Source organism: Microvirga pakistanensis (assembly GCF_004458765.1).
In the GTDB taxonomy this organism is placed as follows: Bacteria; Pseudomonadota; Alphaproteobacteria; order Rhizobiales; family Beijerinckiaceae; genus Microvirga; species Microvirga pakistanensis.
In genome coordinates this window covers 167,293-180,401 of the sequence record NZ_SPJX01000108.1, presented here as the reverse complement: position 1 = coordinate 180,401, position 13,109 = coordinate 167,293, and the positions used below count along the sequence as shown (strand labels likewise).

The following is a 13,109-nucleotide window of genomic DNA, read 5'->3' as shown; positions in this document are numbered from 1 at the left end:
GAGCTCATGCGGCCTGGAAGCGCCACTCGTCCCTGTAACGATCGGCGGCGAGATCCTTGTGAGAAATCGCCGGCGCTCGACCGGTGATGAGATCGGCGAGGACACGCCCGGAGCCGCAGGCCATGGTCCATCCGAGGGTGCCATGGCCGGTGTTCGTGTACAGGTTCCTGAACCGGGTCGGACCCACCACCGGTGTGCCGTCAGGCGTCATCGGCCGCAATCCGGTCCAGAAGCTCGCCTGTCTGACGTCGCCGCCTTGCGGGAACAGGTCGGTGACCGAGTGCTCGAGCGTCGCCCGCCGGGGCGCCCGCAGACGCTGGCTGAAGCCCGCCAGTTCCGCCGTGCCGCCGACCCGGATCCGATTGCCTAAGCGCGTGATCCCGACCTTGTAGGTCTCGTCCATCACTGTCGAGACCGGTGCCGCATCCACATCGGCGACCGGCATGGTCAGGGAATAGCCTTTCACCGGATACACCGGCAGGTGAATGCCCAGCGGCTTCACCAGATGGGGCGTATAGCTGCCCATCGCTGCCACATAGGCATCCGCCGTGAGCACCTCGCCGCCGTTGATCTGCACGCCGGAGATCCGCTCCCCTTCGGTGAGCAACTTTTGGACGGAGGTGCTGTACCGGAAGCGGACGCCCAGCTGCTCGGCCATGGCAGCAAGCCGCTGCGTAAACAGGTGGGCATCGCCGGTCTCGTCGCCGAGAAGACGCAAGCCGCCGGCAACCTTGCCCCTGACGAGGCCAAGCGCCGGTTCGACGGCGACGCATCCTGCGGGATCCAGGATCTCGTAGGGAACGCCATAGGCATCGAGAACAGCCGTGTCCTCGCCGATCCCGTCGAGCTGCTTTTGGGTGCGGAACAGCTGGAGCAGTCCCTGCTCCCGGTGGTCGTAGGTGATGCCGGTCTCCTGCCGCAGGTCGCGCAGGCAGTCCCGGCTGTATTCGGCGAGAGCGACCATCCGGCTCTTGTTGCGCCGGTACGCCTCCTCGGTGCAGTTGGCGAGCATGTGGGCAAGCCAGCCCCAGAGGCGCAGCTCGGCACGGGGCCAGAGCACCAGCGGCCGGTGCTTCATCATCAGCCACTTCATCGCCTTGATCGGAATGCCGGGAGCGGCCCACGGAGCGGAGTAGCCGGGCGAGACCTGTCCCGCATTGGCGAAGCTCGTCTCCATGCCGGCGGCGGGCTGGCGGTCCACTACCGTCACTTCATGACCCTGCTTGGCAAGATAGTAGGCCGAGGTGACGCCAACGACTCCGCTGCCGAGGACGAGAACGCGCATGGTGTGTGACCCTCAAGAATGGATGTACAAACGGTGGTAGCGGGCAGCTAAGCTGGTGAGCAGTTCGTAGCTGATCGTGCTGGCAACTGGTGCGAGAGCATCGACGTGTTGGTCGGAACCGATTATTCTGACCGGAGCTCTTTGCGATATTCCTGCGAACATACTCTCGACCTGCCTACTTAGCGAAACCGCTATACACCCCAACACCGTGGAGCCATTGGCTTAGCAGCCCCGCATCAAGCGAAAACAGCCCTCTCCCTAGGTGGTGGAGGGCCTTAAAATTCCGCGACCTTACCCCATGAAGAGGTACTTAGGCGTTCAGGCCTGTAGGGGCGAGGATCCACAATCGGTGGTTTGCCCGTGATTAGATCGGCGATGAGATGGCCCGCTCCGGGTCCGATCCCGAAACCATGACCACTGAAGCCAGCAGCAAGAATGAAGCCAGGCAGGTTTTCGATCTCGCCGATGGCAGGCACTCCATCCGGCGTGCTGTCAATGTATCCCGCCCATACGTCAGATATGGGCATCTGCCGCAAACTCGGAATCAGATCGCAAGCTCTCGAATGTGTGAGACGGATCTGTTTCATATCGGGCTTCGGGTCGAGGATGCGGGTCTTCTCCATCGGCGTCACGGCGTCCAGCCTCCAGCGCCTCAGGGTCTCATGCCCTTGGCGCCACCCTTCCAACCCTCCCGGGGCAAGGCTGCGCCAGCGCCGCGCGAACATCGGTAGGAACTCGCGGCTGAAACGAAGTTGCTGCGGAGTCGGATCGACGCGTGCGCGGCCACTGATCGCAAGGGTGTAGCCGCCATTGCCGCGCCGGGTCATGGAAATCCTGGCCGTATGGAGGGCATCGAGCACATCGTTCACGCCCGGTGCGATGGCCAGAATCGAGGCACGCACCGATGCCTGTGGAAAGCGCAGACCGAGTTGGTGACAGAAGGACGACGCCCAGACACCGCCTGCCATTACAGCCACCCGTGTGCGGATGGTGCCCTTTTCCGTGACGACCGCGCTCACGCGCCCGGCACTTACTTCGATGCCTCGTGCCGCACAATTCTGGTGGACGGTCCCACCGGCCGACATGACCGCGCGTGCCATGACGGGAACGGCTCGGGACGGGTCGGCCGTGCCGTCGCTGGGAGAAAAGACGCCGCCTTTCCAGACCCGGCCGGTGGCGCGGCCATGCTCCGTCGCCTCCTGCTGGCTCAGCATATGGGTTGTGACACCGACGGTCCTGGCGAAGTCGCGCCATTTCGCCCAACCGGCCAATTCTTTCTCGTCCTGGGACAGGTATAGAAGCCCGCAACGCCGAAAGCCCGTATCCTCGCCCGTTTCTTCGGCCAGCTTCTCCCATAGATCGAGGCTCTTCGTTGCTATGGGCAGTTCGCGTGCGTCACGGTTCTGCTGGCGGCACCAGCCCCAGTTGCGGCTGGACTGCTCCGCACCGACTAGACCCTTCTCAATCAGCGCGACCTTCACACCACGACGGGCCAGATAATACGCTGTGAAGACACCAACGACGCCAGCCCCGATGACGACGACGTCCGCCTCATGCGGAAGATGGGGCGTTGTTTGGATTTTGATCAGTGGGGCCGGCATGGCATGTCTCCCGCATTTTGGTGGGATCATATGCGAAGGGCCGCAGACCAGGCCTCCGCAACAACCGAAGCCGACGGAATTTCATGCCGTTCAGGCGAGGCTTGCCAGGCGATTGTTGTGTAGGAAATCCTATAGTACTTAGCCTTGACCAACGAGAGGTCTGGGGGCAGGCGCCGATCAGCCGACCAGCGTTGTTCATGTCGCCGTGCGTCCGCTCCAACCAACGAACCATCGACGCTGGTGCGTTTGCAGGCACACGCAAAACCGGCATAATCGCAAGGGGTTTCAAAAGGTACGGATGTCAATGAAGCTCGATCGGATCGATCTGAAGATACTCTCGGAACTGCAGAAGAACGGACGCATCACCAATGTCGAACTCGCAGAACTCGTCAATCTCTCACCTAGCCCCTGTTTGATGCGGGTCAAGAAACTTCAATCCGAAGGTTATATCACCAGCTATTCGGCTCAAATCGATGTTTCCAAACTTGGTCAGACCCTTACCGTCTTTACCGAGATCACGCTCAAGAACCATCGGCAGATCGACTTTGCGCGTTTCCTCGCAACAGTCGATAAGATCGATGAGGTCATGGAGTGCCATCTCGTTTCCGGAGGCTACGATTATCTGATGAAATTTGTCACGTCCGGAATCGCAGAGTATCAAACGATCATGGAACGGCTGATCGACATGGATGTCGGCATCGACAAATACTTCAGCTTCGTGGTGCTGAAGTCCCCGATCGTCAAGAAGCATCTTCCGCTCGACAAGATATTCGCAGCCTGAAATGGCACCGTCGGCCCTACTCAGCGCCGCGAATACGCTTGCAGAACGCGAGGGTCCTGCTCGAGGCTGTCGAGCCAGCCCGTATCGAGCTTCGGGACGGAGGAAAACAGAAGGCGGGAGTAAGGGTGACCGGCCTCGCTGCCCATGATGTCGGGGCTCAACTGCTCGATCTTCTCGCCGGCATACATCACCGCGACTTCGTCGCAGATCGCCTTGACGGTCGATAGGTCGTGGCTGATGAAGAGATAGGACAGGGAAAGTTCACGCTGAAGCTCCTTGAGAAGCTCAAGGATCGCTGCCGCGACCACGGTGTCCAGCGCAGAGGTGATCTCATCGCACAGAATGAGCTTGGCGTCGGCCGCCAGTGCGCGCGCAAGGTTGATGCGTTGCTTCTGCCCACCTGAAAGCTCTGTCGGCCGCCGGTGACGTAAGGAGCGCGGCAGGTGAACCATGTCGAGGAGCTGGTCAATCCTTGCCTCCCGGCGCTGGCCGCTCATCCCATGATAGAAGGTCAACGGGCGGGCCAGAATGTCGGCGATCGATTTGGCCGGATTGAGAGCGGTGTCGGCGGACTGAAAAACGATCTGCAGAGCGCGCAAATCGTTGCGGCTGCGCTTCCGCAGGTCCCGATCCAACGGCTTGCCTTCGAGAAGGACCTCGCCCTGAGCGGCGGGCAGGATGCCGGCGATCACCCGTGCCAGGGTTGACTTTCCGCAACCGGATTCGCCGATGATGCCGAGATTCTTTCCGCGATGTAGCTCGAAGCTGACCTTGTTGATCACCTTCACACTCGGATTCCCGCCTTCATCCACCTTGCCGTATCCGGCCACGATGTCTTTGACGGCAAGAAGCGGCATTTCGGGCTCGTCGCGACGATCGGCCACGCGAGCATGCGGAGCCGGCTCGAAGGCCTCGAGCAACTCCCGCGTATAGGGATGCTGCGGGCGCTGCAGGATATCCTGGGTTCGGCCGACTTCCTGAATTTCCCCATTCCTCAAGACGATGATGCGATCCGCGATCTGCGCAACAACCGCCAGGTCGTGCGAGACATAGACGCCGGCGATCGCGCCTTTTTTCATCACGGACTTGAACGCCCGAAGAACCTCGATCTGCGTGGTCACGTCGAGAGCGGTTGTCGGCTCATCGAAGATCACGAGCTTCGGATCGCCGATCAGGGCCATCGCGGCCGAAAGGCGTTGCAATTGTCCCCCGGAAACCTGGTGCGGGTAGCGGTCACCGATCGTATCAGGCTCAGGCAAGGCGAGCGCCTTAAAAAGTTCAACCGCCTTCCTGCGGGCCTCGTCGATCGGCATCAGACGGTGGATCTTCGTTACTTCGATGACCTGATCCATGATCTTGTGCGCTGGATTGAACGATGCGGCAGCACTCTGCGGCACATAGGAGACCTCGGTACCGCGCTTGCGCGCACGCTTGCGCTCCGGAAGGTTGGAAATCTCCTGCCCGGTCAGGGTAACGTTGCCCCCCACGATCCGGCATCCCGGCCTCGTGTACCCCATCAACGTGAGCGCGATCGTCGTCTTGCCCGAACCGCTTTCACCGATGAGAGCAACGATCTCTCCTTCCGCGATATCGAAGGAAACGTCCCGGATGATCTCGACCGTTCGACCCGAATCCGACTTCGCATCGACCCGCAGATTGCGAACTTCGACGACGTTGCTCATTGTTCGCTCCGGTCCCGAATCTTCTGGGGCAGATTGTCGATCAGTAGATTCACGCTAATGGTAAGGGTCGCGATGGCGATCGATGGAAAGACCACGGCCGGCGCCGCGAAGGACAGCCCGCCGATATTCTCCTTGACCAAGGCGCCCCAATCCGCAAAGGGCGGCTGCACGCCGAGGCCCAAAAAGGACATGCTTGAAAGCAACAGCACGATGAACACGAACCGCAATCCGAAATCGGCCAGCACCGGTCCGATGATCCCCGGTAGGATTTCCGACCGGATCAGATAGCCGAGCCCCTCTCCCCGGGCCCGGGCGACCGTGACATAATCCATCGTGTTGATGTTCACGGCCAGGGCCCGCGCGAAGCGGTAGCAGCCCGGGGTGTAGATGACGGCCAAAGTCACGATGAGGATCGGAATCGACGTGCCGACAGCGGCTACGATGACGAGCGCCAGGATCTTGCTGGGAATCGATGTCAGGGCGTCGAGCATTCGGCTCAGTACCCTATCGAACCACCCGCCGATAACGGCGGCAGCCATGCCAAGCGTGACCCCGCAGAAACAGGCAAGACAAACTGCCGCAAGCGAGATGCCGACCGTATAGCGCGCACCCAGCAGGATGCGCGAAAGCATGTCGCGGCCAAGATAATCGGTTCCCAGAGGGAACTGCGCGCTCATCGGGCCGAAAAAGTCGAAGTCGACGATATCGCCCACCGGATGCGGGGCGATGTAAGGCGCGAAGACGGCAACCAGAGCCCAGGCAGCGATGATGAGAAACGATACCGCTCCAACCACACTGATCCGGTACCCGAAGCGGCGCGGTCGCGCCTTCTGCGTGTTGGACAGGGACAGGGACGTAGTCATTGAAGCCTCGGATTGGAGACAATGGCAACGAGGTCGGCGATCGTGATGAGAAGCAGGTAACCCAGGCAGAAGATCATCGCGCAACTCTGGATGAGCGGGAGGTCCCGCGTCGAAACAGCGTCGAGCATGAGCTTCGCAATGCCAGGATAATTGAAGATCGTCTCGACGATGATCACGCCACCCAGCAAGTAAGAGAGCGACAGAGCCACGGCATTGACGATGGGGCCGAGGGCATTCGGAAGAGCATGACGGAGGACCATGCGCCGGCGCGACGCACCCTTCAGAAGAGCCATTTCGACGTAAGCCGTGCTGAGGGTTTCGAGCACGGCGGCGCGGGTCATCCGGATCATCTGCGCAGAAATGACGAAGCTCAACGTGATCACCGGCATGGCGAAGACCTTCAGCAATCCGCCGATCGACGTCACCTCATTGGCCATGGAAAGAGCGGGAAGCCAGCCGAGATAGACCGCAAAGACGATGACGGAGAGGGTTGCGACCATGAACTCCGGCACGGAGATCACAGCGATCGTAAAGATCGACACGATCCGGTCGTAGAACGTTCCCCGCAGGATGGCAGCCGTGATGCCCAGGGTGAGCGCAATGGGTACCGAAATCGCTGCCGTCACGCTCGCGAGTTTCAGGGAGTTGACGAGCCGTCCGCCGATGAGATCGCTGATCGGCATCTTGTTGACGTAGGAAACGCCGAGATCGCCGGTGAACAGATTGCCGATCCAATAGATAAAGCGCAGGAATGCCGGCTGATCAAGATTCATGGCGGCGCGTAATCCCGCCACGGCTTCGGGTGTAGCGGCCTGCCCGAGGAGAATTTCCGCAACGTCCCCCGGCAGCATCTCGGTCGCGAAGAAAATCGTGAACGCGACGAAGAGCAGCGTAACGACAGCGACCACGATACGTTCGGCGACGAGGTTGAGTATGGGGGAGTTCATAGAGCGCCCTTTTACCGATGCATGGCAATGGATTGCCCGGACGCGGAGGATAGAGCCCTCCGCGTCTATGGCGAGCCGGTCGCGCTTCAGGCCTCAAGCCAAGCATATTCAGCGAAAGTGTAGCCCATCATGCCGCCAAGCGGGTTCGGGACGAGCCCCTTCAACTTGGGAGAGACTGCGTCAACATTTGACATGAACACAGGAATGACGGTACCGGCCCCGTTGGATATCATCGCCTGCATTTCGCCGTAGATCTCCTTGCGTTTGGCTTCCTCCAGTGATCCGCGCGCTTCGAGGAGCATGGCATCGAACTTCTCCGATCTGAAGCCGCTCTCGTTCCAGGCTGCATCGGACTTGTAGAGTAGCGAGAAGAGAATGTCGGGCGTCGGGCGCGCGTTGATGTTCCCGAAGTGCACGGCATCCTTGATCCAGTGATTGGACCAGTATCCGTCGGATGGAACCCGATTGATCGCGACGTTGAGCCCGATCTTTGATGCAGCCTGCTGCACAACCATTGCGTAATCGAGCGCGGAGGATGCCGCCTCGGCTGCCGTGATCCGAATTTCCTGACCGAGCACGCCAGCCTTCTGGAAGAGGGACTTGGCTCGTTCGGGGTCGTACGCACGCTGCTTCAGTTCGCTATTATGGTACTTGCTCGTGCTCGGAACCGGATGATCGTTGGCGATATCGGCCAGTCCGCGCAGCACCGACTTCTGGATCACCTCACGGTTGACTAGATACTTGAAGCCTTCAGCAATCCCTTGCTTGTCCCCGGGATGCATGTCGAGACGGATGTTGAGGTTGGTATAGGTGCCGAGTTTCGAGATAAACGGACGTGCTGCCGGGTTGCTCTCGAGCACGCGCAGGGAACGGGGGCTAAGGTTGGCGCCAAGTTGGATGTCGCCAGAGAGAACGGCGTTCATGCGCGCAGACTCATCCGAAATTGCAAAGAATTCGAACGAGTCGAGATAGGGTCCCTGTTCTTTCCAGTAGTTCTCGTTGCGCACCGCAACCGAGCGCACTCCCGGCTGGAACTCCTTCAGGATGAACGGTCCGGTGCCGTTGCCCTTCGAGAAATCGGTCGTGCCGTCGGCGACGATCATGAAATGATGCAGCGCGAGGATTGTCGGAAGATCGGCGTTCGGCGCCACGAGCGTGATCTCGGCCGTTTGAGGGTCGATAGCCTTCACGTTAACGATCTGCTTGGCAATCGCGTTGACTTTCGAGCCGACAGCCGGATCCAGATGGCGCTTGATCGAATACACGACGTCTGCCGACGTCAGGCTCTTCCCGTCATGGAATGTTACGCCCTTGCGCAATCTGACAGTCCAGACCTTCGCATCCTTGCTTTCGACGCTCTCCGCCAGTTCCATCGTCGTTTCGCCGGCACCGTTGATGAAGGTGAGGCGATTGTAGAAGTTGCAACAGCGAACATAGTCGGTTGCGTTCGACGCCTTCGCCGGATCGAGGGTATCGGCGGTCGAGGCAGAGAAGCCGGCGGCCTTAACGAACCCGCCCTTCACCGGCTGGCCCGCAACGGCTGCGGCAGCACGCCCGATGATGGTGGATCCGGCCGCCGCAGCGACACCGCCCATCAACATCATTTGGAGAAGTTCCCGGCGACTTGCTCCGCGGCGAATGGCGATCTCGACCATTGCATCGTCGGAGGAGGTCCAATTAGTAATCTTGTCGCTCATTGCAGTTCCCTTTTTTATTGAGTGGCTGACGGTGAGGTGTCTCGCGTTCGCGGTTTTCCGCGTGCGATCGCAGATTTCAGGCGGCTACGGCTCCCTGAACAGCGTCCGACAAGGCGGCCATCGAGGTGAAATGGTAATCCGGCTGGGTGAACTCGCTAGGCTCGATCGTGCCGCCATAGCCCTTCTGGGCATGTCGGCGCTCGATCCAGCAATTGGTCAAACCAAGACGGCGCGAGACGCCGATATCGTGGTACTGACTCTGCGCGACATGCAGGATTTCGTCCTTGCTGCCACCCTCGCTCTCCACGAAGGCGAAGACCTTGTGAAAGAACGCCGGATCAGGCTTCTCCGTCCCGGTATCGTCTGCGGTGAAGCCGGCATAGAACGGATTGCCGAGTTCTTGAGCGAAATGGTTGAAGGCCCAGCGGCGGGCATTCGTCATGGCGATGAGCCTGTAGTGCTTGCCGAGGGTGGCAAGGGCCGCGGCGCTGTCGGCAAAGGCCTTCCAGTGCCGGGCATCATCGCGGAGCTTCTCGCCGTGGGCGCGCAGCGCAGGCAATCCGAGCTTCGGCGCGATGACAAGGTAGACTCGCACCAGATCGTCCGGGAACAGATCGGCGTCGGCCGAGTAGCGCGCCTGCCGGTAGAGGGCCAGCGCCTCCTCCCCGTCGACCTCGACGCCAGCCGACTTGCCGATCTCGGCGAGGGACGCCTTGAGGCCGCCCTCGAAGTCGATCAGCGTCCCCACTACGTCGAATGTCAGGTACTTGAAATCGCCCAGCTTTTTCACCACGCGCGATGCTCCTCTGAAACGTGTATGCTTTGTGTGGATCCTGTGGTGCGGTAACTGCTTTGGCCCGTCTGTTCGCTCCGCTTTCGATCGTCTCAGTGCCGACAGGATTAGTCTGGCGGCCCTGCCTCGCGAATTCCGCTGATTTATTGATGGCGCACGGCACAAAATTGCGAATATGACGCCTGAGCGACATTTTCGAGACGGGCTTAGCGGGCCAGAACCCGCTCATTTGGCCATGGCAGAACGGACATCCGCATCTTCCAGGGTCTGATCGAGCGTTTTGCGCGTGCAGTCGATAATTCTGTCGATGTCCTCATCGGTGCAGCAGAGCGGCGGTGCGTAACCGAGCACGCCGTTGGCGAAGGCGCGGATGACGAGCCCGTTGTCCCACGCCCTGTCGAATATCCGGCGCGCGGGCTCCGCCGCGGCTGGCAGCGGCGTCTTGCGCTCCTTGTCGGTCACAAGCTCGACCGCTGCCAGCATGCCGCGCCCGCGGACGTCCCCCACCAGAGGGTGATCGGCGAGGGACTGCAGCCCGGCCATCAGGCGCTTGCCGGCCCGAATTCCATTCTCCAGCAACCCGTTTTCGTAGAGGCGCAGGCACTCCAGCCCGACTGCTGCGCTCACAGGGTGTGCCGAGTAGGTGTAGCCATGGCCGATCGCCGCCATGCCGGCGCCGTCAGCGATGGTGTTGTAGACCCTGTCGGACATGAAGACGGCACCCATCGGCACGTAGCCCGAGGTCAGGCCTTTGGCGGTGGTTATGAAATCAGGCACGACGTCATCTTCGAGGCATGCGAACAGAGGACCGGTGCGTCCGAAGCCGGTAATCACCTCGTCCGCCACAAACAGAATATCGAGCTCATGGCAAACGTCTCGCATTGCCTTCATCCAGCCCTTTGGCGGCACCAAGACGCCGCCTGACCCTTGGATAGGCTCAACGTAGAAGGCCGCGACGCGCTCGGCCCCGAGCGCTTCCACCTTCGTGCGCAGGGCCGCCACGGAGGCGTCGATGATCGCCTGAGGATCCGTGCCTACCGGATTTCGATAAGCGTAGTGCGATGGAATTTTGTGTTGCCAGTCATACGGCACCCCGAACCCCGCATGGAAGGCTGGCAGGGCCGTCAGGCCGGAGCCGGCGGTCGAAGATCCATGGTAGCCCTGCTCGACCGAGATGAACTGGTCCCTCTGGGGCGTGCCCTTGGCGTGATAGTAATAGTGGATGAACCGGATCGTGCTGTCGACGGCGTCGGAGCCGCCAAGCGTGAAGTAGACGTGGTTGAGATCGCCCGGCGCACGGTCTGCAAGTTCAGCCGCCAAGCGGATGGCTGGTTCCGAACCCAGCCCGAAATAGCCGGTCGCGTAAGGCAGCTCGCGAAGCTGGCGCGTCGCAGCTTCCACGATACTGTCTTGACCATATCCTGCATTGACGCACCAGAGGCCCGCGAAGCCATCCACCATCGTATGCCCGGTCGCATCCGTGACCAGCGCGCCCTTTGCAGATTTCAGCACGCGCACACCCGCTTTCTCGTGCCCGCGATAGGACGCGACGGGGTGAACGAGATGGGCGCGATCGAGTTCGATCAGGGAATTACTAAGCATATTGTCCTCCAGTTCAACCGAGCGCCTGATTGATGAGCGCAAATCTGTGGTATGATGTTTCCGCCTGCTCTGCCTTGGGGCCGCGGCGCATCGAAACGCCGCCGCCAACATGGGCAAGGCCATTCTCGGCGAGCCAGGGTCCAAGCCCGGTCGACAGGTCGGTGTCGACGCGGACGAACGCTCCTCGATGATGCGCGAACATGAACAGAATGAGATCCTTGGCCTGCTCGTTGCTTCTTGCTACGACTGGCCCGACGACGAGACCGCGACCGAAGGCGCGCACTCCGGCAAACGCCACGACCTCGTCTCCTTCCCGAATTACCGCGAACTTGGACGTTCGACGAAGAATTATCATGAGCGCGCTGCGATCCAAGTCACTGGCGGCGCGGTCGAGGGCAGAAATCATCTCATGCTCATCGTCTCGCGCCCAGAACACGTTCGCCGGGGCCTCGGCCCTCACCGCTTGCCCTTGGTGCTGGGCGATCTCGCCGACCGCAACGAAGCCGAGCTTCTCATAGAGCGGCAAGCCCTCTTTGGTCGCCACGAGCCGACAGCTGCGCGCACCCGCCTTTTCCAGCGCAGCATCCATCAGTTTCCGTCCAACGCCGCGCCCCCGCAGGGCCGCCTCAACGATCACCATGTTGATGGTGGCTGCATCGGACCCGAATGGCGTCATCAGGGTCGTCGCGACGACGCGGCCATCCTGAAGCGCCACAAGGCCCTCGCTGACCGACAGCACCAGCTCCCAATCCTCGCGGCGATGCGGCCATCCCGCCTCGCGCGATAGCAGGACAGCACCATCCAGATGTTCCGCCTTCATAGGCTCCAGCGAGATCAGGTCTGCAGTCATTCCAGTTTCCGCATGGGGTTTCGCGTCGTTCTATTGATAGTGCAGGCCCGAAAGCAGCTCCTCCCGACTCCACGCTCCCACCAATGTTTTTGCGCTTTGTGGCGCACCGACTTCCGCATCTTATGCCGTTCAGCTGATCGTACGGGCCGGTAACGTGCTCCCTGCGCGTCGGCGGCTGCCTTCTGGGGAAACTCTCTGCCGCACCTGTGGTCTGATACGGAAGATTCTGCTTTTCGCCGGATCGAATGCGGTGATTAGTCCAATGAGCGGGCCTTATGATGCGTAGCGGGTCGGCAAGAGTGCCGGCAACAACGCAAGGATTGTCCTCATGAGCAAGTTCCGGCCGAAATACATCACCTTTGACTGCTATGGCACGCTAACGAATTTCCAGATGGCCGAGGCTGCACGGGAGCTTTATGGAGAACAACTGAGCGAAGATCGCATGCAGCAGTTCATCAAGAACTTTGCCGCGTACCGTCTCAATGAGATCCTGGGTGCCTGGAAGCCCTACGACGAAGTCATTCACAACGCCGTCGAGCTCACCTGCAAGAAGAACGGCGTGGTCTTCCGCGAAGAAGACGCGCGTTGGATCTACGAACAGGTGCCGAGCTGGGGCCCACATCCGGACGTACCGGCCGGGCTTGCCAAAGTGGCCAAGGAAATCCCGCTCGTCATCCTGTCGAACGCCATGAACGAGCAGATCATGTCCAATGTCGGGAAGCTCGGAGCGCCGTTCTATGCGGTCTACACGGCGCAGCAGGCACAGGCCTACAAGCCCCGCTTCGAGGCATTCGAATACATGCTCGACCAGCTGAATGCCAATCCGGAGGACATCCTCCACGTCTCCTCATCGTTCCGCTACGACCTGATGTCTGCGCACGATCTCGGCATCAAGAACAAGGTCTGGGTCAATCGCGGTCATGAGCCCGCAAACCCCTATTACGGCTATACCGAGATCAGGGACATCTCCGGCCTTCCCGGCGTCGTCGGCCTCTGAGCGCAGGAGGC

Annotated in this window: 11 protein-coding genes; 2 read left to right on the top strand and 9 right to left on the bottom strand. The window is 60.7% G+C overall.

Annotated elements, in window-relative coordinates:
- Nucleotides 1-4: 4 nt before the first annotated feature.
- Both E4K09_RS03905 and E4K09_RS03895 read right to left on the bottom strand, forming a co-directional pair.
- Nucleotides 5-1,285, bottom strand: coding sequence for a D-amino acid dehydrogenase (locus E4K09_RS03905; RefSeq protein WP_134495306.1), 1,281 nt, complete (start codon nt 1,283-1,285; stop codon nt 5-7).
- A gap of 275 nt (nt 1,286-1,560) precedes the next feature.
- A complete protein-coding gene (locus E4K09_RS03895) occupies nt 1,561-2,886 on the bottom strand; it encodes an NAD(P)/FAD-dependent oxidoreductase (RefSeq protein WP_134495304.1) in 1,326 nt (441 codons plus the stop codon).
- 304 nt (nt 2,887-3,190) lie between these two features.
- Here E4K09_RS03895 and E4K09_RS03890 point away from each other — a divergent pair, with 304 nt between their 5' ends.
- A complete protein-coding gene (locus tag E4K09_RS03890) occupies nt 3,191-3,667 on the top strand; it encodes an Lrp/AsnC family transcriptional regulator (RefSeq protein ID WP_134495358.1) in 477 nt (158 codons plus the stop codon).
- 20 nt (nt 3,668-3,687) lie between these two features.
- On the opposite strand, the gene E4K09_RS03885 is transcribed toward E4K09_RS03890, so the two are convergent.
- From E4K09_RS03885 to E4K09_RS03855, 7 genes are all read right to left on the bottom strand, one after another.
- Nucleotides 3,688-5,349 (bottom strand): ABC transporter ATP-binding protein, encoded by a 1,662-nt coding sequence (locus tag E4K09_RS03885; RefSeq protein ID WP_134495303.1) that lies wholly within the window; start codon nt 5,347-5,349, stop codon nt 3,688-3,690.
- Nucleotides 5,346-6,212, bottom strand: coding sequence for an ABC transporter permease (locus E4K09_RS03880; protein WP_134495302.1), 867 nt, complete (start codon nt 6,210-6,212; stop codon nt 5,346-5,348). The genes E4K09_RS03885 and E4K09_RS03880 overlap by 4 nt, the downstream gene beginning before the upstream one ends.
- On the bottom strand, nt 6,209-7,159 hold the full coding sequence (locus E4K09_RS03875; RefSeq protein WP_134495301.1) for an ABC transporter permease: 951 nt from the start codon (nt 7,157-7,159) through the stop codon (nt 6,209-6,211). The genes E4K09_RS03880 and E4K09_RS03875 overlap by 4 nt, the downstream gene beginning before the upstream one ends.
- 86 nt (nt 7,160-7,245) lie before the next feature.
- A complete protein-coding gene (locus E4K09_RS03870; RefSeq protein WP_134495300.1) occupies nt 7,246-8,856 on the bottom strand; it encodes an ABC transporter substrate-binding protein in 1,611 nt (536 codons plus the stop codon).
- Between the two features lie 76 nt (nt 8,857-8,932).
- Entirely contained in the window at nt 8,933-9,649 is a 717-nt protein-coding gene (locus tag E4K09_RS03865; RefSeq protein WP_134495299.1) for an HAD-IA family hydrolase, read from the bottom strand.
- A gap of 225 nt (nt 9,650-9,874) precedes the next feature.
- Nucleotides 9,875-11,251 (bottom strand): aspartate aminotransferase family protein, encoded by a 1,377-nt coding sequence (locus tag E4K09_RS03860; RefSeq protein WP_134495298.1) that lies wholly within the window; start codon nt 11,249-11,251, stop codon nt 9,875-9,877.
- 13 nt (nt 11,252-11,264) lie between these two features.
- Entirely contained in the window at nt 11,265-12,101 is an 837-nt protein-coding gene (locus E4K09_RS03855) for a GNAT family N-acetyltransferase (protein WP_134495297.1), read from the bottom strand.
- A gap of 328 nt (nt 12,102-12,429) precedes the next feature.
- Here E4K09_RS03855 and E4K09_RS03850 point away from each other — a divergent pair, with 328 nt between their 5' ends.
- Nucleotides 12,430-13,098 carry a haloacid dehalogenase type II gene (locus E4K09_RS03850; RefSeq protein ID WP_134495296.1) on the top strand — a complete coding sequence of 223 codons (669 nt, stop codon included), beginning with the start codon at nt 12,430-12,432 and terminating at the stop codon, nt 13,096-13,098.
- Nucleotides 13,099-13,109: the final 11 nt, after the last annotated feature.

Bases quoted from the DNA above. Each gene is read 5' to 3' on its own strand.
- E4K09_RS03905 (WP_134495306.1), bottom strand. From the start codon at position 1,285: ATGCGCGTTCTCGTCCTCGGCAGCGGAGTCGTTGGCGTCACCTCGGCC.
- E4K09_RS03895 (WP_134495304.1), bottom strand. From the start codon at position 2,886: ATGCCGGCCCCACTGATCAAAATCCAAACAACGCCCCATCTTCCGCAT.
- E4K09_RS03890 (WP_134495358.1), top strand. From the start codon at position 3,191: ATGAAGCTCGATCGGATCGATCTGAAGATACTCTCGGAACTGCAGAAG.
- E4K09_RS03885 (WP_134495303.1), bottom strand. From the start codon at position 5,349: ATGAGCAACGTCGTCGAAGTTCGCAATCTGCGGGTCGATGCGAAGTCG.
- E4K09_RS03880 (WP_134495302.1), bottom strand. From the start codon at position 6,212: ATGACTACGTCCCTGTCCCTGTCCAACACGCAGAAGGCGCGACCGCGC.
- E4K09_RS03875 (WP_134495301.1), bottom strand. From the start codon at position 7,159: ATGAACTCCCCCATACTCAACCTCGTCGCCGAACGTATCGTGGTCGCT.
- E4K09_RS03870 (WP_134495300.1), bottom strand. From the start codon at position 8,856: ATGAGCGACAAGATTACTAATTGGACCTCCTCCGACGATGCAATGGTC.
- E4K09_RS03860 (WP_134495298.1), bottom strand. From the start codon at position 11,251: ATGCTTAGTAATTCCCTGATCGAACTCGATCGCGCCCATCTCGTTCAC.
- E4K09_RS03855 (WP_134495297.1), bottom strand. From the start codon at position 12,101: ATGACTGCAGACCTGATCTCGCTGGAGCCTATGAAGGCGGAACATCTG.
- E4K09_RS03850 (WP_134495296.1), top strand. From the start codon at position 12,430: ATGAGCAAGTTCCGGCCGAAATACATCACCTTTGACTGCTATGGCACG.